This is a genomic window from Nonomuraea bangladeshensis, from assembly GCF_039529455.1.
Lineage (GTDB): Bacteria > Actinomycetota > Actinomycetes > Streptosporangiales > Streptosporangiaceae > Nonomuraea > Nonomuraea bangladeshensis.
Window position 1 is genome coordinate 46,773 of record NZ_BAAAMV010000018.1, and the last position, 21,323, is coordinate 68,095.

The window sequence follows — 21,323 nt, forward strand, 5'->3', positions numbered from 1 at the left end:
AATACCCGTGTGGCGGATATCACAAGAGGGGCGGGGCAAAGAAAGTGCCTGGGTCCGTGATGGCCTACGATCGGACCGCGATGCTCAAACTCCTGCGCCCGGCCATGACCCGGATACTCACCCCGCTGGGCAGGGCCCTCGTGAGCCGCGGGATCGGCCCGGACGCCGTCACGGCGATCGGCACCCTCGGCACCGTCGTGGCCGCCCTGACCTTCTTCCCCCTGGGCCAGCTGACCTGGGGCGCTCTCGTGATCACCGTCTTCGTGCTGTTCGACCTGCTCGACGGCGTGGTCGCCCGGCTCGGCGGCAAAGGGGGCAGCACCTGGGGCGCGTTCCTCGACTCGACGCTCGACCGGGTCGCCGACGCCGCCATCTTCGCCGGCCTGATCTTGTATTTCGTCTCCCGAGGCGACACGCTGATGGCGACGGTCACGCTGGTGTGCCTGATCGCCGGCGCGCTGGTCTCCTACGCGAAGGCCAGGGCGGAAGGGCTCGGCCTCACGGCCGACGTCGGGCTGGCCGAGCGTCCTGAGCGGCTGGTCGTGGCGCTGGTCGCGGCCTTCTTCTCGGGGCTCGGGGTGCCGTACGTGCTGGCGGCCGGCATGTGGCTGCTGGCCGCGGCGAGCGTGATCACGGTGGGCCAGCGGGTGTGGCACGTCCACGAGCAGGCGAGGGAGAGATGAGCGGGGACACGTCGTTCGGCGACCGGATCGTCGCCGCGGGCTTCGCGGCCGGCTGGAAACTCGTCCCGCTGCTGCCCGAGCGGCCCACGGCGGCGGTCTTCCGCCTGCTGGCCGACCGGGTGTGGGCCAGGCACGGCAAGTCGGTGGCGCGGCTGGAGTCCAACCTGGCGAGGGTGACCGGGCTGGAGCCGGGCAGCCGCGAGCTGAGCGAGCTCACCAGGGCGGGCATGCGCTCCTACTTCCGCTACTTCCACGAGATCTTCCGGCTGCCGCGGATGAGCGGCGCGGAGATCGTGCGCCGCACCCGCGTCGTCGGTGCCGAGCACATCCACGACACCGTGGCGGCCGGCCGGGGTGTGGTGCTCGCGCTGCCCCACATGGGCAACTGGGACCAGGCCGGCGCGTGGCTGGTCAACGTGGGCCACCCGTTCACGACGGTGGCCGAACGGCTCAAGCCCGAGTCGCTGTTCCGCCGCTACGTCGCCTTCCGCGAGGGCCTCGGCATGGAGGTGCTGCCGCTGACCGGCGGCGACGGCCACAACTTCGCCACCCTGGCCCTGCGGGTGCGCAGGGGCGGCGTCGTGTGCCTGCCGGCCGAGCGCGACCTGACGAAGACCGGCGTGGAGGTGCGCTTCTTCGGCGCCGCCACCAAGATGCCCGCGGGGCCGCCGCTGCTGGCCGTGCAGACCGGGGCCGCGCTGCTGCCCGCGATCGTGCACTTCGACGGCGACGACTGGGGCATCCAGATCCAGGAGGAGCTCCCGGTGCCGGCCGAGGGCACCCGGCAGGAAAAGGTGCAGGCGCTCGCCCAGGGGCTCGCCGACGCCTTCGAGAAGGGCATCGCCCAGTATCCGGAGGACTGGCACATGCTGCAGCGGCTCTGGCTCGACGACCTGCCGGGCGGGGCCGGCCGATGAAGGTCGGCATCGTCTGCCCCTACTCGTGGGACATGCCGGGCGGCGTCAAGCAGCACATCGACGACCTGACCCAGGCGCTGGCGGCGCAGGGCCACGACGTGTCGGTGATCGCGCCGGCGGCCGACGACGACGAGCTGCCTCCTTACGTCACCGGCGCCGGCCGGGCGGTGCCGGTGCCCTACAACGGGTCGGTGGCCCGGATGTCGTTCGGCTTCCTGTCGGCGGCGCGGGTGCGGCGCTGGGTGCGCACCGGCGACTTCGACGTGCTGCACATCCACGAGCCGCTGATCCCGAGCCTCGGCGTGCTGGCCTGCTGGGCGGCCAAGGGGCCGATCGTGGCGACCTTCCACGCCTCGTTCTCGCGCTCGCGGGCGATCGCGGTGGCCGAGCCGCTGCTGCGCAGCGCGCTGGAGAAGCTGACCGGCCGCATCGCGGTCTCCGACGCGGCCCGCAAGAGCCTCGTCGAGCAGTTCGGCGGCGACGCGGTGCTCATCCCCAACGGGGTGACCGTCGACCGCTACGCGCGGGCCGAGCCGCTGGAGGGCTGGGGCCCCGACGGCCGCACGATCGGCTTCCTCGGCCGCATGGACGAGGAGCGCAAGGGCCTGCCGATCCTGCTGGAGGCGTTCGCCGTGCTGGCGGCCGACCGGCCCGAGGTCAAGCTGCTCATCGCGGGGCCCGGCGACGAGAAGGACGTCTACGAGAAGATCCCCGCGCGCTTCCACGACCGGGTGACGGTGCTGGGCATGGTGAGCGAGGCCGACAAGATCCGCGCCTACCACTCGGTGGACGTGTTCTGCGCCCCCAACACCCGCGGCGAGAGCTTCGGCATCGTGCTCGCCGAGGCCATGGCCTCCGGGGCGACGGTGCTGGCCAGCGACATCCCGGCCTTCCGCAAGGTGCTCGGCGAGGGCCAGGCGGGCGCGCTGTTCGCCAACGGCGACTCGGCCTCCCTGGCCCGCGAGGCCGGTGCGCTGCTCGACGCGCCGGAGCGCCGGGCCAAGCTGGCCGAGGAGGCGCTGGTGGCGGTCAGGAAGTACGACTGGTCCACGGTGGCCCGCGACGTTGTGCGCGTCTACGAGACGGTCACCGCGGCAGGCGCCGGCCGGGTGGAGGAGGACCTGTGACGTCGACCATGGCCGTGCTGGTCGCCGGCCTCGTCGTGGTGCTGCTCGCGGTCTACGTCTCCTGGCGCGCGGGCCGGCTCGACCGCCTGCACATCCGCCTGGAGCTGGCCCGCGAGTCGATGGACGCGGCGCTGACCCGCCGCCGGGCCGTGGTGCTGGAGCTGGCCGGCTCGCGCCTGCTCGACCCGGCCACGTCGCTGGTGCTGGCCGCGGCGGCGCACGAGGCCAGGATCGCCGGTCCCGAGGAGCGCGAGCACGCCGAGAGCGACCTGTCACGGGCGCTGCGGGCGGCGGTGGACCAGGAGCGCTTCAGGGAGAAGCTGGCCGAGTCGCCCGGCGGCGCCGACCTGCTGGAGGAGCTGGACGCGGCGGTGGCCAAGGTGGTCTACGCGCGCCGCTTCTACAACAACGCGGTGGCCGTCACGCGGACGGCGCAGCGCCGCTGGCTGGCGCGTACGCTGCGGCTGGCGGGCCACACGGACTACCCCGCTTTCTTCGAGATTGATGACAATCCCCCGGCGACCATGGCAACTGAATGACCAGATTTGGGGGGAAGCAGTAAGCTCATGCCGGTTTGCCAGGCATGGAGCGAGGAGTGTTCAACGTGCGGCTACCCCGGATGATCTCGGTCACGCTGGCCGGAGCGGCCGTGCTGCTGCCCATGGCGGCCTGCTCCAGTGAGGAGCCCGCCGCCGGCCAGGCCCCCCAGGCCGCCACCGCGGCCCCCAGCGACGAGCCCGAGGAGTCGGCGCCGGCGCATCCGTTCACCGGCAAGCCGTACGACACGCTGAAGCCGGTGCTCGCGGTCAAGATCGAGAACACCGCGGCCGGCAAGCCGCAGCTCGGGCTGAAGAGCGCCGACATCGTCTACGTCGAGCAGGTCGAGGCCGGGCTGACCCGGCTCATGGCGATCTTCTCCTCGCAGCTGCCGGCCAAGGTGGGCCCGGTCCGCAGCGCGCGCGTCTCCGACCTGCACATCGCGCCGATGTTCGGCAAGCCCGCCTTCTCCTACTCGGGCGCGCAGACCAAGATGCTCCCGCTGATCGCGGAGGCCTCGCTCTGGGACGTCGGCGACACCCGCAACCCCGGCGCCTACTACCGCGAGCCCGGCCGCTTCGCCCCCTACAACCTTTTCGCCACCACCAAGCAGCTCCTCGCCAAGGCGCCCAAGGCGAGCAAGGCCCACGACATCGGCTTCACCTTCGGGGAGGCGCCGGAGGGCGGGGTGGAGCGGAAGTCGTACACGGTCCGCTGGCCCGCCGCGCGCTTCACCTTCGCCTGGAACGAGCAGCGCAAGCTGTGGATGATCTGGCAGGACGGCAAGAAGGACATGGCCGCCGAGGGCGGGCAGCTCGGCGCCCCGACGATCGTCGTCCAGTACACCAAGACCGAGCGCTCGCAGTTCCACGACAAGAACCAGAGCTACACCCCGCTTGTGCACACCACCGGCAAGGGCTCGGCGATCGTGCTGCGCGACGGCAAAGCTTTCAAGGCGCGCTGGGAACGGGAATCGGAGGACAGCGGTACGACGTTCACCACGGAGAGCGGCGAGCCGATGAACTTCGCGCCCGGCCAGGTCTGGGTGGCGCTCGCCAGCCGCAAGCCCGTGATCCCTTAGCCGCCTGCATGTACAACAACAGCCCTGAATCCTGACATCTTGGCATGTCGGGCGAGGGGTCCCGCAGGACCTACGATGGGCTTGACAACGAACCGATCCGCCGTGAGAGCCCGTGAGGATGACCGTGTCCAGCAGCACGCCAGAAAGCACCCCCGTCACCGGAACCGCCCGCGTCAAGCGCGGCATGGCCGAGATGCTCAAGGGCGGCGTCATCATGGACGTCGTCACCCCCGAGCAGGCCAAGATCGCTGAGGACGCCGGCGCGGTCGCCGTCATGGCCCTCGAGCGCGTGCCTGCCGACATCCGCGCCCAGGGCGGGGTGTCCCGGATGAGCGACCCCGACATGATCGACGGCATCATCGAGGCCGTGTCCATCCCAGTGATGGCCAAGGCCCGCATCGGCCACTTCATGGAGGCCCGGGTGCTGCAGTCGCTCGGCGTCGACTACGTCGACGAGTCCGAGGTGCTGACCCCCGCCGACTACGCCAACCACATCGACAAGTGGCAGTTCACCGTGCCGTTCGTGTGCGGCGCCACCAACCTCGGCGAGGCCCTGCGCCGCATCACCGAGGGCGCGGCCATGATCCGCTCCAAGGGCGAGGCGGGCACCGGTGACGTGTCCAACGCCGTCACCCACATGCGCACCATCCGCGCCGAGCTCAAGCGGCTCAGCTCCCTGCCCGAGGACGAGCTCTACGTCGCGGCCAAGGAGCTGCAGGCCCCCTACGAGCTGGTCGCCGAGGTCGCGAAGAGCGGCAAGCTGCCGGTCGTGCTGTTCACCGCGGGCGGCATCGCCACCCCGGCCGACGCCGCGATGATGATGCAGCTCGGCGCCGAGGGCGTGTTCGTGGGCTCGGGCATCTTCAAGTCGGGCGACCCGGCCAAGCGCGCGGCCGCCATCGTCAAGGCCACCACGTTCCACGACGACCCCGACGTCATCGCCAAGGTCTCGCGCGGCCTCGGCGAGGCGATGGTCGGCATCAACGTCGACGAGATCCCGCAGCCGCACCGCCTGGCCGAGCGCGGCTGGTAGGCCCACCCGGCCCCCGGGCGCTGACGGAAATCTTCGAGTGAGGCGGCATCCGCGAAGGATGTCGCCTCACTCGCGTCGCGTGGCGTTCACCACCTGGCCATGATCCTCGGTCAGGCTACGGGCGTTCCCCCCTCCTCGATCGTCCAGGAGCGCCCATGTCCTTCCCCAATCGCAGGCACTTCCTCGTCGCCGGGCTCGCCGCGGCCCTTCCCGCCACGCTCGCGCCCGGAGCGGCCCACGCCGACGACCCCACCTCCGCGAGCGCCGCGCGCGGGCTGCGCGGCGACCCCTTCACCCTCGGCGTGGCCTCCGGCGACCCCGACCACGAGGGCTTCGTGCTGTGGACCCGCCTCGCGCAGCAGCCGCTCGCCGAGGACGGGCTCGGCGGCATGCCGCAGCGGCCGTTCCCCGTCCTGTGGCAGGTCTACGCCGACGAGCGGCTGCGCCGGGTGGTGCGCGCCGGCGTCGCGACGGCCGCCCCGGAATGGGGGCACAGCGTCCACGTCGAGGTGGACGGGCTGGCCGCCGACCGGGAGTACTGGTACCGCTTCCGCGTCGGCCCGTACGTCTCCCCGGCCGGCCGCACCCGCACCGCCCCGCACCCGGCGTCCTACGGCGGCGCCCTCGCCATGGCGTTCGTCTCCTGCGCCCAGTACGAGCACGGCTACTTCACCTCGTACCGCAGGCTGGCCGAGGACCACCCGGACCTGGTCCTGCACCTCGGCGACTACCAGTACGAGTACACCAGGGACACCTACACCATCCCCGGCGGCAACATCCGCGACCACGAGGGCCCCGAGACCGAGACCCTGGCCGGCTACCGCCAGCGCCACGCCCAGTACAAGACCGACCCCGACCTGCAGGCCGCGCACGCCGCCGCGCCCTGGCTGGTCGTCTGGGACGACCACGAGCTGGACAACAACTGGGCGGACGAGGTGCCGGAGAAGCCCGAGGTCCCGCAGCCGAACTTCCTGGCCCGCCGCGAGGCCGCCTTCCGCGCCTACTACGAGAACATGCCGCTGCGCCGCACCTCGATCCCGCGCGGCATCGACATGCAGCTCTACCGGCGGGTCCGCTGGGGCCGTACGGCCACCTTCCACATGCTCGACACCCGGCAGTACCGCGACGACCAGGGCTGCGGCGACGGCTACAAGGACTGCCCGGCCGCCGTGGACCCGGCCCGCTCGATCACCGGGGCCGAGCAGGAGGCGTGGCTGCTGGACGGCTTCCGCCGCTCGCGGGCGCAGTGGGACATCCTGGGCCAGCAGGTCTTCTTCGCCCAGCGTGACAACAACGCGGGACCCGCCAAGATCACCAGCATGGACGCCTGGGACGGCTACGTGGCCTCCCGCCGGCGCATCACGCAGGGCTGGGTGGACGCGGGGGTGCGCAACGCCGTCGTGCTGACCGGCGACGTGCACGCCCACTGGGCCAGCGACCTCAAGCTCGACTACGACGACCCGACCGGGCCCTCGGTGGGCGCGGAGCTGGTCGCCACCTCGATCTCCACCACCGGCGACGGCGCCGACTCCGACCCGGCGGCGCACCCGTTCCTGGCGATCAACCCGCACCTGAAGTTCTACAACAACCAGCGCGGCTACGTGCTCACCAGGATCGAGCGCGACCAGATCACGGCCGACTTCAAGGTGGTGCCCCGGGTCACGGTGCCCGGCGCGGAGGCCTACACGCGGGCCACGTTCGTGATCGAGGACCGGGTGCCGGGGGTGCAGCAGACGTACCTGCGGCCGCTCGACCCGAGCCTGCGCCTCGCGCCGGTCACGGCCGAGGACACCGTCCGGCAGGAGACCGAGCGCCCCTGACGCTCCTCCCGAGGAATATTAGCCAGGCTAAGTTAGTTGGGTCAGGCATGAGGGACGATCCCGCCCGCCTGGCAGAACAGGTCTCAACGGTGCTGCGTCACCTGGTGCTGCTCCTCCGGCGCACGGTCGCCGGACAGCCGCTCACCAGCCAGCAGTACGGCGTCCTCGGCTCGCTCGAACCCGGCCCGCGCCGGATGACCGAGCTGGCCGAGGAGCACGCCGTCCAACTGCCCACGATGACCGTGCAGATCAACCGGCTGGAGGACGCGGGGCTGGTCACGCGCGGCGGCGACCCCGCCGACGCCCGCGTACGCACGGTCGGGCTGACGGACGAGGGGCGCGAGCGGCTGCGGGCCGTACGCGCGGCCAGGATCGCCCACCTCACCGAGGAACTGGCGGCACTCACCGACGACGAGCGCGCCACGCTCGCGGCGGCGCTGCCCGTCCTGGCCAAGCTCGGCCGCAGCTAGACGCACCACCACCACAGAAGGAGCACCATGCAGACCGGCACGCACACCGGCGGGGGGATTCTGCGCCAGCCGATGTCCGTCTGGGCCACCGCGTTCGCCGCGGTCGTGGCCTTCATGGGGATCGGCCTCGTCGACCCCATCCTCCCCAGCATCGCGCAGGGACTGAAGGCGACGCCCAGCCAGGTGTCGCTGCTGTTCACCAGCTACTTCCTGGTGACGGCCGTGGCCATGCTGATCACCGGCTGGGTCTCCAGCCGCATCGGCGGCAAGCGCACCCTGCTGGCCGGCCTCGCGCTGGTCATCGTGTTCGCCGCGCTCGCCGGCACCTCCACCAGCGTCGCCGAGCTGGTGGGCTTCCGCGCCGGCTGGGGGCTCGGCAACGCCCTGTTCGTCGCCACCGCGCTCGCCGTCATCGTCGGCGCCGCGAGCGGCGGCGCGGAATCGGCCATCATCCTGTACGAGGCCGCGCTCGGCCTCGGCATCTCCGCGGGACCGCTGGTCGGCGCGCTGCTCGGCGACTGGAACTGGCGGGCGCCGTTCTTCGGCACCGCCACGCTCATGGCCGTCGGCTTCGTCCTCATCCTGACGCTGCTCAAGGCCACACCCAGGCCGGCCACCAGGACGGCGCTCAGCGCCCCCATCCGCGCCCTCGCGCACGGCGGCCTGTCCACCACCGCGTTCACCGCGCTGTTCTACAACTTCGCCTTCTTCACCATCCTCGCCTTCACCCCGTTCATCCTCGGCATGAGCCCGTACGGGATCGGCGCGGTCTTCTTCGGATGGGGCGTCTGCGTCGCCCTGGCGTCGGTCTTCGGCGCGCCGCCGCTGCAGCGCCGCATCGGCTCGGTCAACGTGCTGCACCTGGCGCTGGCGCTGCTCGCCGTCCTGCAGGCCGGCATCGCCGTGTTCGGCGTCACCGGCATGAAGGCCGGGATCATCGTGTGCGTGGTCCTGTCCGGCATCCCCATCGGGCTGAACAACACCGTCTTCACCGAGTCGGCCATGGAGGTCTCCGACGCGCCCCGGCCCGTCGCCTCCGCGGGTTACAACTTCGTCCGCTGGATGGGCGGCGCGCTGGCCCCGTTCGTCGCCACCAAGCTGGGCGAGGAGATCGGGGTGGCGGTGCCGTACGTGCTGGGCGCCGTCTGCTGCTTCGTCGGCATGATGGTCCTCTACCTGCGCCGGCACCACCTGCGGACGCTCGTCCGCGTCGACGCCGACCACACCCGGCAGGACCTCGCGGCGGCCCCCGCCCGCTGAGCCCTTCTCCCGGCCCAGCCGGAAGATGCGGGGCCGCGCTGGTGTTGAATAGCCTGAATCCGCACCCGGACGGAAGGATCGACTGTGCCCACGATCGGTGTACTCGCTCTCCAGGGAGACGTGCGCGAGCATCAGCGCATGCTTCAGGAGGCAGGCGCGACGGCCGTCGCCGTGCGCAGGCCCGCCGAGCTGGACGCGGTCGACGCCCTCGTCATCCCCGGCGGCGAGTCCACCACCATGTGGAAGCTCGCCGACATCTTCGACCTGCTCGAACCGCTGCGCCTGCGGATCAAGGAAGGCATGCCCGCCTACGGCTCCTGCGCCGGCATGATCATGCTGGCCGACCGGATCGAGGACGGCATCGCGGGACAGCAGACGATCGGCGGCATCGACATGGTGGTCCGGCGCAACGCGTTCGGCCGCCAGGTGGACTCGTTCGAGTCGGACCTGGACTTCGCGGGGGAGCGCGTGCACGCCGTCTTCATCCGCGCGCCGTGGGTCGAATCCATCGGCGGCGACGTCGAGGTGCTGGCCATGTGCGAGCCTGGGGATAGGATCGTCGCGGTCCGTCAAGGTCCGTTGCTCGCGACGTCGTTCCACCCTGAGCTCACCGGGGACACGCGCGTGCACCGTTACTTCGTAGACATGGTTAGGGAGCTCTAAGTAATGTCCGGCCACTCCAAATGGGCGACGACGAAGCACAAGAAGGCCGCGCTCGACGCCAAGCGCGGCAAGCTGTTCGCCAAGCTCATCAAGAACATCGAAGTGGCGGCCCGCACCGGTGGCCCTGACCCCGACGCCAACCCCACGCTCTTCGACGCCATCTTCAAGGCCAAGAAGAACTCGGTGCCCAACGACAACATCGAGCGGGCCCGCAAGCGCGGCGGTGGTCTGGAGGCCGGCGGCGCCGACTGGCAGACCATCATGTACGAGGGCTACGCGCCCGGCGGCGTCGCGGTGCTCATCGAGTGCCTCACCGACAACCGCAACCGCGCGGCCTCCGAGGTGCGCGTCGCGCTGACCCGCAACGGCGGCTCCCTGGCCGACCCGGGGTCGGTCTCGTACATGTTCAACCGCAAGGGCGTCGTGATCGTCCCCAAGCAGGACGGGCTCGACGAGGACACCGTCCTCATGGCCGTCCTGGAGGCGGGCGCCGAGGAGGTCAACGACCTGGGCGACTCCTTCGAGGTCGTCTCCGAGGCCGGCGACCTGGTCCCGGTGCGCAAGGCGCTGCAGGACGCGGGCATCGACTACGACTCGGCCGAGTCGAGCTTCCTGCCCACGATGAGCGTGCCGCTCGACGAGGAGGGCGCCAAGAAGGTGTTCCGGCTCGTGGAGGCCCTGGAGGACAGCGACGACGTGCAGAACGTCTACGCCAACTTCGACGTCAGCGACGCGGTGCTGGAGCGCCTGGGCGCCGAGTGACGCCCGCCTCGGGCGCCTCGGCGGCGACCCGCTCGCCATCGTGACGAACGGCACGTCCGGCCGGGCCGGAAATGGCTCGCGCCGGAAGGCCGCCGCTGCGTAGGTTGAACGGTTGTGGAACTTCGCGACGTGACCCCCGACGACCTCGACCAGGTCCTCGACCTCCGTAAGCGGGCCTTCGGCCCGATCCCCGCCGCCGACATGGAGACCTGGCGGCAGGCCGTCACCCCGGTGCTGGGCGAGGGACGCTACCTGGGCGTCTTCGACGGCTCCCGGCTGACCGCCGCCGCGCGGCTGCGCCAGTTCACGCAGTGGTGGCACGGAAGACCCCAGCCCATGGCCGGCGTCGCGGGCGTCACGGTCAGCCCCGAGGACCGCGGCCGGGGCCTCGGCACCCGGCTCATGCGCGCCGTCATCGAGCGGGGCGTCGAGCTCGGCGACGCGGTGTCCGCGCTCTACCCGGCCACCACGCCGATCTACCGCTCCCTCGGCTACGAGCACGCCGGCGGCCTGCGCAAGGTGACCCTGCCCGCCGAGGCCCTGCGCGGCCTGCGCCCGTCCGGGCACGTCAAGCTGCGCAGGATGGGGCCGTCCGACGCCGCCGAGCTGATCGCCGTCTTGCACAAGGTGCACGGCGCCGCCCGCTCCAGCGGGCCCGTCTCCTACGACGAGCGCACCTGGGGCCTGTGGCTCGGCGACGACGACGATTTCCGCTACATCGCCGACGACGGCCTCGTCATCTACGGCTGGCACGGCCAGGACATCCAGATCGACACCCTCGTCGCCGGGTCGCCCGAGACGGCCAGGGCGTTGTGGTCGATGGTGGGCACCTCCTCCTCCGTCGCCAAGAACGTCATCGCCCCGCTGGCGTCCGACGACCCCGTCCTGTGGCTGCTGCCGGAACGCTCGGCGGACCACGCCACCGAGCAGCGGTGGATGTTCCGGGTGCTGGACGTCGCCGCCGCCGTCGAGCGCAGGGGCTATCCGGCCGCCGTGACCTGCGAGGCCGTGGTCACCGTCCAGGACCCGGTGCGGGGCGAGGGCACCTGGCGGCTGGACATCTCGGGCGGTTCGGGCACGGCCACGCCGGCGGCTGGAGCGCCCGGCGCGGTGCTCACGGCGAACGGCCTGTCCGCGCTCTACTCAGGGGTGCCGACCGGCACGCTGCGCGTCGCGGGGCTGATGTCCGGCGACGAGCGCTTCGACGAGGCGCTCGACGCGGCCTTCGCCGCGAAGCCGTACATGCTCGACTACTTCTGACGGGCTTTCCCCGTACGGGCCGGGCGATCCGGTCGGCGCCCCGCCGTGCGTCGCACGGTGCGCAGCCGGGCCCGGCGCGGTAAAGTCTCGTGCCGAACAGATGTTCGGCGGCGTGCGGGGAGGGCGATCGGGTGCGGGTGTTGGGCGTCGATCCGGGGCTGACCCGGTGCGGCCTGGGCGCCGTCGAAGGGCGGCCGGGCGCGCCGCTGACCATGCTGGCGGTCGGGGTGGTCCGCACGGGCGCCGATCAGGAGCTCGGCACCCGGCTCGTCGGCATCGAGGCGGGCATCGAGCAGTGGCTCGACGACGTCCGGCCCGACGCGGTCGCGGTCGAGCGGGTCTTCAGCCAGCACAACGTACGCACCGTGATGGGCACCGCCCAGGCCGCCGGCATCGCGGTGCTGTGCGCCGCGCGGCGCGGGCTGCCCGTGGCGCTGCACACGCCCTCAGAGGTCAAGGCGGCCGTCACCGGCAGCGGCACCGCCGACAAGAAGCAGATCGGCGCCATGGTCACCCGACTGCTGCGCCTGCCGGAGATGCCCAAGCCGGCCGACGCCGCCGACGCCCTGGCGCTCGCCATCTGCCACGTCTGGCGCGGCGGCGCGCAGAGCCGGCTGGCCGCCGCCCTGGCCCGCGCCACCCCGAAGGGCGCCCGGCGATGACGCCGGGCCCGGGGCGAGGGGTCTAGGGTCGGTGACCGTGAACGTTTCAGGAGCGGCGGAGGACAGGCTGTGATCGCGTCGGTGGCAGGGAAGGTGACGGCGATCGCGCCGGACGCCGCCGTCATCGAGGTCGGCGGCGTCGGGATGCTCATCCACTGCGCGCCGGGCACCCTCGCCCAGTTGCGGCTCGGCGAGGAGGCCAGGCTGGCCACGTCGCTGGTCGTGCGCGAGGAGTCCCTGACCCTCTACGGCTTCGCCACCGACGACGAGCGTGCGGTGTTCGAGCTGCTGCAGACCGCGAGCGGCGTCGGCCCCAAGCTGGCCCTCGCCATGCTCGCCGTCCACACGCCCAACGCGCTGCGCGTCGCCGTGGCGAGCGCCGACCTCAAGGCGCTCACCCAGGTGCCGGGCATCGGGCAGAAGGGCGCTCAGCGCATCGTGCTTGAGCTGAAGGACCGCCTCGGCACGCCGGAGGCGGCCGTGGACGCCGCGCTCAACGGCGAGCGGCGGGTGGCGGTGTGGCGCGAGCAGGTCCACTCGGGGCTGGTGGGGCTCGGCTACTCCGGCAAGGACGCCGACGAGGCGATCGCCACCGTGGAGCCCCTCGCCGACGCCGACCTCACCGCCGGCCGCCAACCCCAGGTCGCCGCCCTCCTGAAGGCCGCCCTCCGATCCCTGAGCACCCGATGACCCCCCATCCCCCATCCCTGCCCCCCAGCATCGTGCCCGTCAGCGCGACCGCCCTCACCGCCACCGTGCCCGTCAGCGCGACCGCCCTCAGCACTACCGTGCCCGTCAGCACCGCCCTGCCCTCCAGCACCCCGCCCCCTCACCCGCCCGCCCACCGGGCGAGCAGCGGGCAGGGGAGCGCTCACAGCACAAGCGGCCAGCACGTGAGCAGCCGTCATATGGATGGGCTGCACGTGGGCGGACTGCACATGAGCGGGCGTCGCACGAGCGACCGTCACATGGGCGGGCAGCACGCGGGTGGGCAGCACGTGAGTGGCCGTCACAAGCATGTGCCGGATGTGAGCGGCCGACTCGCGGACCGGCAGCCCATCAGCGGCCGTCACTTGAGCGGACCGCACGCGAACGGCCGCCACGCGCGCAGCCTGCACACGGGCAGCCTGCACACGAGCAGCGTCCACATGACCGGCCTCCACATGACCGGCCTCCAAACGAGCGGTCGTTGCTCGGCGGGTGGATGGTGGACAGGGCGGGTGGCCGGGGGCCTGGAAGTCTCGGTGGCGTCGTGGGGGCGGGGGGCTCGGGGGATGTCGGAGGTCGGGAGAGGGCGTGGTCGGCGTGGGGTTTGATCGGGAGCTGGTGTCGCCCGACGCCGCCGGCGACGAGGTGCAGATCGAGGCGGCCCTGCGCCCCAAGCGGCTCGACGAGTTCATCGGCCAGTCGCGGGTGCGCGAGCAGCTCTCCCTGGTGCTGGAGAGCGCCCTGCGCCGCCGTCGCCCGCCGGACCACGTGCTGATGAGCGGCTCCCCGGGCCTGGGCAAGACGACGCTGGCCATGATCATAGCGGCCGAGCTCAACGCGCCGCTCCGCATCACCTCGGGCCCCGCGCTGGAACGGGCCGGCGACCTCGCCGCGATCCTGTCCACCCTGTCCGAGGGCGAGGTGCTGTTCATCGACGAGATCCACCGGATGGCCAGGCCCGCCGAGGAGATGCTCTACCTCGCCATGGAGGACTTCCGGGTCGACATCGTCGTCGGCAAGGGCCCGGGCGCGACCGCCATCCCGCTGGACATCGCCCCGTTCACGCTGGTCGGCGCGACCACCCGGGCCGGGCTGCTGCCCGCGCCGCTGCGCGACAGGTTCGGCTTCACCGCCCACATGGACTTCTACGAGCCGGCCGAGCTGGAGCAGGTGCTCTACCGTTCGTCCCGGCTGCTCGGCGTCGAGCTGCCGCCCGACGGCGCGCACGAGATCGCCCGCCGCTCCCGTGGCACGCCCCGCATCGCCAACCGCCTGCTCCGCCGGGTGCGCGACTTCGCGGACGTCCGCGCGGACGGCGTCATCGACCGTGACATCGCGGCCGCCGCGCTCAACCTGTACGAGGTCGACGCCGAAGGGCTCGACCGGCTCGACCGGGCGGTGCTCGGCGTGCTGCTGAAGAAGTTCGGCGGCGGCCCGGTCGGCCTGTCCACGCTGGCGGTCGCGGTGGGGGAGGAGCCGGAGACGGTCGAGGTGGTGGCCGAGCCGTTCCTCGTCCGTCAGGGGCTGCTGGCGAGGACGCCGCGCGGCCGGGTGGCCACGGCCGCCGCCTGGACCCATCTCGGGCTGACGCCCCCACCGGACGCTTTCGGGGCGGCCGTCGTGGACTGATCACAGATCGGTTGCAACCATCTCAAATCGGGAACTTCCCCGCGCGCCGAAACGCTGCCTCGTTGCCGCGTTTCGCAACAAGCGCCTACACTCCGTGGCTTGGCTGGCTGTGTAGGCTGACGGGCTGAGCGGCGCGGCCCGACGCAACGCACGGAATTTCCGGCGCGAGGCCAGTGTCAACTCCTTGTACGACGATGGAAGGTCGCCCCTTATGGACATGGGACAACTCGGAAGCATCCTGCCGCTGATCCTTCTGGTGGTGGTGTTCTACTTCCTGCTGATCCGCCCCCAGCGCAAGCGCCAGCAAGAGGCGATCCAGATGCAGAACAGCCTTACGCCGGGCAGTCGCGTCATGACGACGACCGGTCTGTTCGCCACCGTCGTCGCCGTGGACAATGAGGACGTGATCCTCGAGGTCGCGCCGGGCGTCGAGACCCGCTGGGTCAAGGCGGCCATCGGCCGTGTCGTCGCCCCGGGTGACGCGCCGGCCGGCGAGCCGGTCGCCGACGAGGCCGTCGATGAGAAGAACGAGTCCGAGATCGCCGCCGATCACAACGGCGAGGACTCCAGCACCAAGCGGCGTGATTAAGCTTCTGCGACAATCCTCTATCCGAAAGAACTGACGACCAGTGGCCCGACCGACCAGCCGCCACAGCCGACCGGGGCGAACGCTCCTGGTGCTGCTGGCGCTCATCCTCGCCATGGGCGCGACGATGCTCCTGCAGAAGGCGTTCACGCCTAAGCTGGGGCTCGATCTCGCCGGCGGAACGACGGTGACTCTGTCTCCGGTGACTCTCAACAACGCGAGTCCCCCGGAGGAGATCCTTGACCGTGCGGTCAACATCATCCGCGACCGGGTCAACGGCACCGGCATCTCCGACGCGGAGGTCGCCAAGTCCGGCGACAACATCATCATCTCCATCCCCGGCGTCGGGCAGAGCGAGGCCATCAAGCTGGTCGCCACCACCGCGGAGCTCCGCTTCCGTCAGGTGCTCGCGATGGAGGCCACGCAGATCCCGCAGGACCTCGCGACCAACGCCCCCTCCCCGAGCGCCGCCCCGTCGGCGACGGGGACGGGCACGCCGTCGACGCAGCCGTCCCAGCCTCGCTCCTCCCAGTCGGCCGGCCCGGCGCCCAGCGCCTCGCCGACCGGCAAGGCCCTGTCGTCGGCGCTGACCGCGCCGACCCCGAGCGCCTCCGCGCCGGCCGAACCGTCGGCCACGCGGAGCGCCCAGGGCCAGAACGACCAGAGCCAGAACGACCAGAGCCAGAACGACCAGGGCGCCAAGAAGGGCCAGAACGCCAAGGCCACGCCGAGCGCGTCGCCGTCGCAGCAGGCGAGCACCCCGCCCGCCCAGCAGCAGAACCCGGGCGTCAACCCCGAGGGCATCGACCCGGCCGTGCTGGCCCAGTTCAACAAGCTCAACTGCGCCGACCCGGCCAACCGCGGCCAGGGCGTCCAGGACGACCCCAACAAGCAGTACGCCGGCTGCGAGGCCGACGGCAGCTACAAGTACGTCCTCGACGTCGCCAAGGTCGTCGGCACCGACATCGACACCGCCAGCGCCGGCATCCGCCAGGGCACCACCGAGTGGGTCGTCCAGCTCGACTTCAAGAGCAAGGGCGCGGGCGCCTGGGCCGACCTCACGCAGAAGGCGTACAACTCGCAGGACCCGCGCAACAAGGTCGCGGTCGTCCTGGACGGCGTGGTCATCACCGCGCCCAACATCATCAGCCCGATCCCCGGCGGCCGCGCCGAGATCACCGGCGGCTTCGACCAGGCCAGCGCCACCACCCTGGCCGACCAGCTGAAGTACGGCGCGCTGCCGCTGAAGTTCAACCGCAGCTCCATCGACACCGTCTCCTCGACGCTCGGCCAGGACCAGCTCAAAGGCGGTCTGATCGCCGGCGTCATCGGCCTGGTGCTCGTGGTGATCTACTCCATGTTCTACTACCGGGGCCTCGGCATCGTGGCGGTGCTGAGCCTCGTGGTGGCGACGATCATCACGTACTGCTCGGTGGTCGTGCTCGGCCACAACGCCAACTTCCGGTTGTCGCTGCCGCACATCATCGGCCTGGTGGTCTCGATCGGCATCACCGCCGACTCCTTCATCGTCTACTTCGAACGCATACGTGACGAGATGAAGGAGGGCCACCGCACCTTGCGGGCGGCCGTCGAGGTCGCCTGGGTCCGCGCCCGGCGTACGATCCTCATCGCCGACGCCGTCATGTTCATCGCCGCGATCGTGCTGTACTTCCTGGCGGTGGGCGGTGTGGCCGGGTTCGCCTTCGCGATGGGCCTGACCACGCTCATCGACGTCGTGGTGGTGTTCCTGTTCACCAAGCCGTTCATCGCCCTGCTGGCGAAGCTGAAGTTCTTCGCCAAGGGGCATCCGCTGTCCGGGCTCGACGCCGAGCGCATGAGCGACGCCGGCGGCAACGCCCGCCCGACCACCCCGCAGGAGGCCTGACATGGGACTCGCGCGTCGCCTCTACCGGGGCGAGATCGACGTCGACTTCGTCGGCAAGTGGAGGCTCTGGTACAGCCTGTCGGGTGTGCTGCTGCTCGTCTCGATCGTCGGGCTGCTCATCAACGGGCTCAACCTGGGCGTGGAGTTCAGGGGCGGCACGGTCTTCTCGTTCAAGACGTCCCAGACCCTCACTGTCGAGCAGATCCGTGAGGACATCCAGGACGAGGGCGTGCACCAGGTGATCGTCCAGTCGGCCGGTGACGGCTGGCGGGTGACCACCGAGACCCTGGAGGAGGACTTCCGGGCCGAGGTGCAGTCCGCGATCGCCAAGGACTTCAACGTCCCGGCCGGCGACGTCAGCGTGCAGGCCATCGGCGCCACCTGGGGCGGCGAGGTGTCGCAGAAGGCCTGGATCGGCCTCGGCGTCTTCATGCTCGCGATCATCCTCTACCTGTCGATGGCGTTCGAGCCGAAGATGGCGCTGGCCGCCATCGTCGCGCTCTTCCACGACCTGGTCATCACGGCGGGCATCTACGCCTGGTCGGGCTTCGAGGTGACGCCGGCGACGCTGCTGGGCTTCCTGACCATCCTCGGCTACTCGCTCTACGACGCGGTCGTGGTGTTCGACATGATCAAGGAAGTCACGGCCAAGCTGGGGCACACGTCGAAGATGACGTACTCGATGGCGGCCAACAACGCGCTCAACCACACGCTGATCCGGTCGCTCAACACCTCGCTGGTCGCGATCCTGCCGGTGGCGGCGATCCTGTTCATCGGCACCACGCTGCTCGGCGCGGGCACGCTGAAGGACCTGTCGCTGGCCCTGTTCGTGGGCATGGTCGTCGGCACGTACTCCTCGCTGTGCGTGGCGACGCCGCTGCTGGTGACGCTGAAGGAGCGCGAGCCGAAGTACCAGGCCATCGCCAAGCGGCTGGCCTCCACGGGCTCGGGCAAGGGGGCGAAGGGCGGGCCCAAAAGCGCCGCGGTAGCCAAGGGCTGACCCGCCGCTCCGGCCGTTCGACTCGCCGACGCCCCCGCTCCCGGGTAGACGGAGCGGGGGCGTCGCCGTGTCCGGGTGGTTCCGCACGACGCCCTGGGATGGCAGGGGACGCCGCGGGATGTTCCGGACGGCCCAGGACGTCCCGCCACGTCCCGGAGGACCGGAGGACGGCTCTGAGCCCCGTCTGACGCGTTCCGGGGCGCGGGCGCCGCCCCGGCGGAGCGCGGTGGGGCCGGCCGGGAGGACCGGTGGTCCGGGGGAGGGCCGGGATGCACCATCATGGTGCCGGGCATCCGGCCGGCGGAGACAAGCGAGGGAGACGGCATGAGCGAGCTGAGCACGATGATCCTCGACCGGATCAGGGACGTCCCCGACTATCCCCAGCCGGGCGTCATGTTCAAGGACATCACTCCGCTCCTCGGCGACCCGGTGGCCATGGCGGCGGTCGTGGACGGACTGGCCGGCCTGTACGAGGTCGACAAGATCGTCGGCATCGAGGCCCGCGGCTTCATCCTGGCCGCCCCGGTGGCCTACCGCGCGGCCGCCGGCTTCGTCCCCGTGCGCAAGAAGGGGAAACTGCCCGCCGCCACGCTGGAGGAGTCCTACGATCTGGAGTACGGCTCGGCGACGATCGAGGTGCACCGCGACGCGTTCACCTCGGGCGACCGGGTCCTGATCGTCGACGACGTCCTGGCCACGGGCGGCACGGCCCAGGCTGCCGTGGAGCTGGTGCGACGGGCCGGTGGCACGGTCGTCGGCATCGCGGTCCTGATGGAGCTGGCATTTCTGCAGGGCCGTGAGCGTTTGGACGGAATACCGGTGCACTCCCTGGTGATCGTCTGAGCCCGGCCGCCGACGGCTTGGGTTCGTCACCTGGATACACTGGTGCATCTGGACCCGAGCGTGAGGAGCCATGTGCGTGAGGAGCCATTGCGGGAGGAGTCTGAGTGCCCCGTGATGCGGTCGTGCCCGAGATAACCGACTCCGGCAGTGCCGAGCCGTCCGGCGCCCCCGCCGCGCGCCGCCGGCGCTTCGGGGGTGGGGCCATGAATCCGGTGCTGGAGCCGCTGTTCCGTACGGTCCGGGCCACCCACCCCAAGGCCGACCTGCGCGTCATCGAGCGGGCCTACGACGTGGCCGCCTACCACCACCGCGACCAGAAGCGGAAGTCGGGCGACCCCTACATCACGCACCCGCTGGCCGTGGCCACGATCCTCGCCGAGCTCGGCACCGACGACGAGACGTTGTGCGCGGCGCTGCTGCACGACACCGTCGAGGACACCGCCTACAGCCTCGACGAGCTGCGCGCCGACTTCGGCGACACCATCGGCTCGCTGGTCGACGGCGTGACCAAGCTCGACAAGGTCAAGTTCGGCGACGCGGCGCAGGCCGAGACCGTGCGCAAGATGGTCGTGGCGATGTCCCGCGACATCCGCGTGCTGATCATCAAGCTGGCCGACCGGCTGCACAACATGCGCACCATGCGCTACCTGCCGGAGCACAAGCGCCACCAGAAGTCCCGCGAGACGCTGGAGATCTTCGCCCCGCTGGCCCACCGCCTGGGCATGAACACCATCAAGTGGGAGCTCGAGGACCTCGCCTTCGCCATGCTCTACCCCAAGCGCTACGACGAGATCGCGCGCATGGTGTCGGAGCGGGCCCCGCGCCGCGACCTGTTCCTGCAGGAGGTCATCGAGAAGGTCTCCGGCGACCTGCGCGAGGCGAGGATCCGCGCGGTGGTCAAGGGCCGGCCGAAGCACTACTACTCGGTCTACCAGAAGATGATCGCCAGGGACGTCGCCTTCGACGACATCTACGACCTGGTGGGCATCCGCGTCCTCGTCGACACCGTCCGCGACTGCTACGCGGCGCTCGGCACCATCCACGCCCGGTGGAACCCGGTGCCAGGACGGTTCAAGGACTACATCGCGATGCCCAAGTTCAACATGTACCAGTCGCTGCACACGACGGTCATCGGCCCCGAGGGCAAGCCGGTGGAGCTGCAGATCCGCACCCACTCGATGCACCACAGGGCCGAATACGGCGTCGCCGCGCACTGGAAGTACAAAGAGGAGGTCGGCGTCGCGGGCGCCGGCGGCAAGGTCAAGCCGGGCAACGACATGGCCTGGCTGCGCCAGCTCCTCGACTGGCAGAAGGAGACCGCCGACCCGGGCGAGTTCCTGGAGTCGCTGCGCTTCGACCTGTCGGTCTCCGAGGTCTACGTGTTCACCCCGAAGGGCCAGGTCATCGCCCTGCCCGAGGGGGCGACGCCGGTCGACTTCGCCTACGCGGTGCACACCGAGGTGGGCCACCGCTGCATCGGGGCGCGCGTCAACGGGCGGCTGGTGCCGCTGGAGTCGCGCCTCGGCAACGGCGACACCGTCGAGATCTTCACCTCCAAGTCGCCGGACGCGGGGCCGTCGCGCGACTGGCTGAAGTTCGTCAAGTCGGGCCGGGCCCGCAACAAGATCCGGCAGTGGTTCTCCAAGGAGCGCCGCGAGACCGCGATCGAGGCGGGCAAGGAGGCCATCGGCCGGGCCATGCGCAAGCAGGGCCTGCCGCTGCAGCGGCTGATGTCGGGGGAGGCGCTGCTGGCGCTCGCCCGCGACCTGCGCTACTCAGACGTCTCGGCGCTCTACGCGGCCGTCGGCGAGGGCCACATCGCGGCCCAGGCCGTGGTGCAGAAACTGGTCACCTCGATCGGCGGCGTCGACAGCGCCGAGGAGGACATCGCCGAGACCTCGCTGCCCACCCGGCTGCGCGGGCGTCCCCGCGGCGGGGGCGGCGCGGGCGTGGTCGTGGCGGGCGACGCCGACGTGTGGGTGCGCCTGTCGAAGTGCTGCACGCCGGTGCCCGGCGACGACATCGTCGGCTTCGTCACCCGCGGCCACGGCGTGTCCGTGCACCGCTCGGACTGCACCAACGTCCAGCAGCTCAAGTCGCAGCCCGACCGGCTGGTGGAGGTGAGCTGGTCGCCGGGCGACGACAGCGTCTTCCTGGTGGCCATCCAGGTCGAGGCGCTGGACCGGCCGCGGCTGCTGTCCGACGTCACGCGCACGCTGTCCGACCAGCACGTCAACATCCTGAGCGCCTCGGTCACCACGTCCCGCGACCGGGTGGCGATCAGCAAGTTCACCTTCGAGATGGGCGATCCGAAGCACCTGGGCCACGTGCTCAAGGCCGTGCGCAACATCCAGGGCGTCTTCGACGTCTACCGCGTGAGCGGCGCCGGCGGCTGAG

At 71.2% G+C, this 21,323-nt stretch carries 20 protein-coding genes; all 20 read left to right on the forward strand.

The genetic code is table 11. From position 1 onward, the window contains the following. The first annotated feature begins 80 nt into the window (after positions 1-80). The 20 genes from pgsA (at position 81) to ABD292_RS44045 (ending at position 21,322) form a co-directional block, all read left to right on the forward strand. Positions 81-683: a phosphatidylinositol phosphate synthase gene (gene pgsA, locus ABD292_RS43950; RefSeq protein WP_344218452.1), complete on the forward strand. Its 603-nt coding sequence runs from the start codon at positions 81-83 to the stop codon at positions 681-683. After that, positions 680-1,600 (forward strand): phosphatidylinositol mannoside acyltransferase, encoded by a 921-nt coding sequence (locus tag ABD292_RS43955; protein ID WP_344218454.1) that lies wholly within the window; start codon positions 680-682, stop codon positions 1,598-1,600. The genes pgsA and ABD292_RS43955 overlap by 4 nt, the downstream gene beginning before the upstream one ends. Beyond that, positions 1,597-2,727 (forward strand): glycosyltransferase family 4 protein, encoded by a 1,131-nt coding sequence (locus ABD292_RS43960; RefSeq protein WP_344218456.1) that lies wholly within the window; start codon positions 1,597-1,599, stop codon positions 2,725-2,727. The genes ABD292_RS43955 and ABD292_RS43960 overlap by 4 nt, the downstream gene beginning before the upstream one ends. Before the next feature lie 8 nt (positions 2,728-2,735). Further along, the gene (locus ABD292_RS43965) at positions 2,736-3,266 is read left to right on the forward strand and encodes a hypothetical protein (protein WP_371251777.1); all 531 of its coding nucleotides are present in this window, start codon (positions 2,736-2,738) and stop codon (positions 3,264-3,266) included. 65 nt (positions 3,267-3,331) lie between these two features. Beyond that, the gene (locus ABD292_RS43970; protein ID WP_344218460.1) at positions 3,332-4,345 is read left to right on the forward strand and encodes a DUF3048 domain-containing protein; all 1,014 of its coding nucleotides are present in this window, start codon (positions 3,332-3,334) and stop codon (positions 4,343-4,345) included. Positions 4,346-4,463: 118 nt separating this feature from the next. Continuing rightward, entirely contained in the window at positions 4,464-5,378 is a 915-nt protein-coding gene (pdxS, locus tag ABD292_RS43975) for a pyridoxal 5'-phosphate synthase lyase subunit PdxS (protein WP_344218600.1), read from the forward strand. A 155-nt stretch (positions 5,379-5,533) separates the two neighbouring features. Continuing rightward, entirely contained in the window at positions 5,534-7,198 is a 1,665-nt protein-coding gene (locus tag ABD292_RS43980) for an alkaline phosphatase D family protein (RefSeq protein WP_344218462.1), read from the forward strand. A gap of 47 nt (positions 7,199-7,245) precedes the next feature. After that, complete coding sequence (locus ABD292_RS43985; protein WP_344218464.1) at positions 7,246-7,668, forward strand: MarR family winged helix-turn-helix transcriptional regulator; 423 nt, start codon at positions 7,246-7,248, stop codon at positions 7,666-7,668. Between the two features lie 27 nt (positions 7,669-7,695). Continuing rightward, positions 7,696-8,928: an MFS transporter gene (locus ABD292_RS43990; protein WP_344218466.1), complete on the forward strand. Its 1,233-nt coding sequence runs from the start codon at positions 7,696-7,698 to the stop codon at positions 8,926-8,928. A gap of 84 nt (positions 8,929-9,012) precedes the next feature. After that, entirely contained in the window at positions 9,013-9,591 is a 579-nt protein-coding gene (gene pdxT, locus ABD292_RS43995; RefSeq protein WP_329574837.1) for a pyridoxal 5'-phosphate synthase glutaminase subunit PdxT, read from the forward strand. Between the two features lie 3 nt (positions 9,592-9,594). Continuing rightward, complete coding sequence (locus tag ABD292_RS44000; RefSeq protein ID WP_091082748.1) at positions 9,595-10,353, forward strand: YebC/PmpR family DNA-binding transcriptional regulator; 759 nt, start codon at positions 9,595-9,597, stop codon at positions 10,351-10,353. Positions 10,354-10,467: 114 nt separating this feature from the next. Further along, positions 10,468-11,613: a GNAT family N-acetyltransferase gene (locus ABD292_RS44005; protein ID WP_344218469.1), complete on the forward strand. Its 1,146-nt coding sequence runs from the start codon at positions 10,468-10,470 to the stop codon at positions 11,611-11,613. 131 nt (positions 11,614-11,744) lie between these two features. Beyond that, on the forward strand, positions 11,745-12,275 hold the full coding sequence (ruvC, locus tag ABD292_RS44010; protein ID WP_344218471.1) for a crossover junction endodeoxyribonuclease RuvC: 531 nt from the start codon (positions 11,745-11,747) through the stop codon (positions 12,273-12,275). 69 nt (positions 12,276-12,344) lie between these two features. Then, the gene (gene ruvA / locus ABD292_RS44015) at positions 12,345-12,965 is read left to right on the forward strand and encodes a Holliday junction branch migration protein RuvA (RefSeq protein ID WP_344218473.1); all 621 of its coding nucleotides are present in this window, start codon (positions 12,345-12,347) and stop codon (positions 12,963-12,965) included. Positions 12,966-13,580: 615 nt separating this feature from the next. Then, positions 13,581-14,612 (forward strand): Holliday junction branch migration DNA helicase RuvB, encoded by a 1,032-nt coding sequence (ruvB, locus tag ABD292_RS44020; protein WP_344218475.1) that lies wholly within the window; start codon positions 13,581-13,583, stop codon positions 14,610-14,612. Between the two features lie 211 nt (positions 14,613-14,823). After that, positions 14,824-15,201, forward strand: a complete 378-nt coding sequence (gene yajC, locus ABD292_RS44025) for a preprotein translocase subunit YajC (protein WP_344218477.1) — start codon at positions 14,824-14,826, stop codon at positions 15,199-15,201. A gap of 40 nt (positions 15,202-15,241) precedes the next feature. Beyond that, a complete protein-coding gene (gene secD / locus ABD292_RS44030) occupies positions 15,242-17,083 on the forward strand; it encodes a protein translocase subunit SecD (protein ID WP_344218479.1) in 1,842 nt (613 codons plus the stop codon). A gap of 1 nt (position 17,084) precedes the next feature. Next, positions 17,085-18,083 carry a protein translocase subunit SecF gene (secF, locus tag ABD292_RS44035; protein ID WP_344218482.1) on the forward strand — a complete coding sequence of 333 codons (999 nt, stop codon included), beginning with the start codon at positions 17,085-17,087 and terminating at the stop codon, positions 18,081-18,083. A gap of 324 nt (positions 18,084-18,407) precedes the next feature. After that, on the forward strand, positions 18,408-18,926 hold the full coding sequence (locus ABD292_RS44040; RefSeq protein ID WP_344218484.1) for an adenine phosphoribosyltransferase: 519 nt from the start codon (positions 18,408-18,410) through the stop codon (positions 18,924-18,926). 203 nt (positions 18,927-19,129) lie between these two features. After that, the gene (locus ABD292_RS44045; protein WP_344218602.1) at positions 19,130-21,322 is read left to right on the forward strand and encodes a RelA/SpoT family protein; all 2,193 of its coding nucleotides are present in this window, start codon (positions 19,130-19,132) and stop codon (positions 21,320-21,322) included. Position 21,323 lies beyond the last annotated feature (1 nt).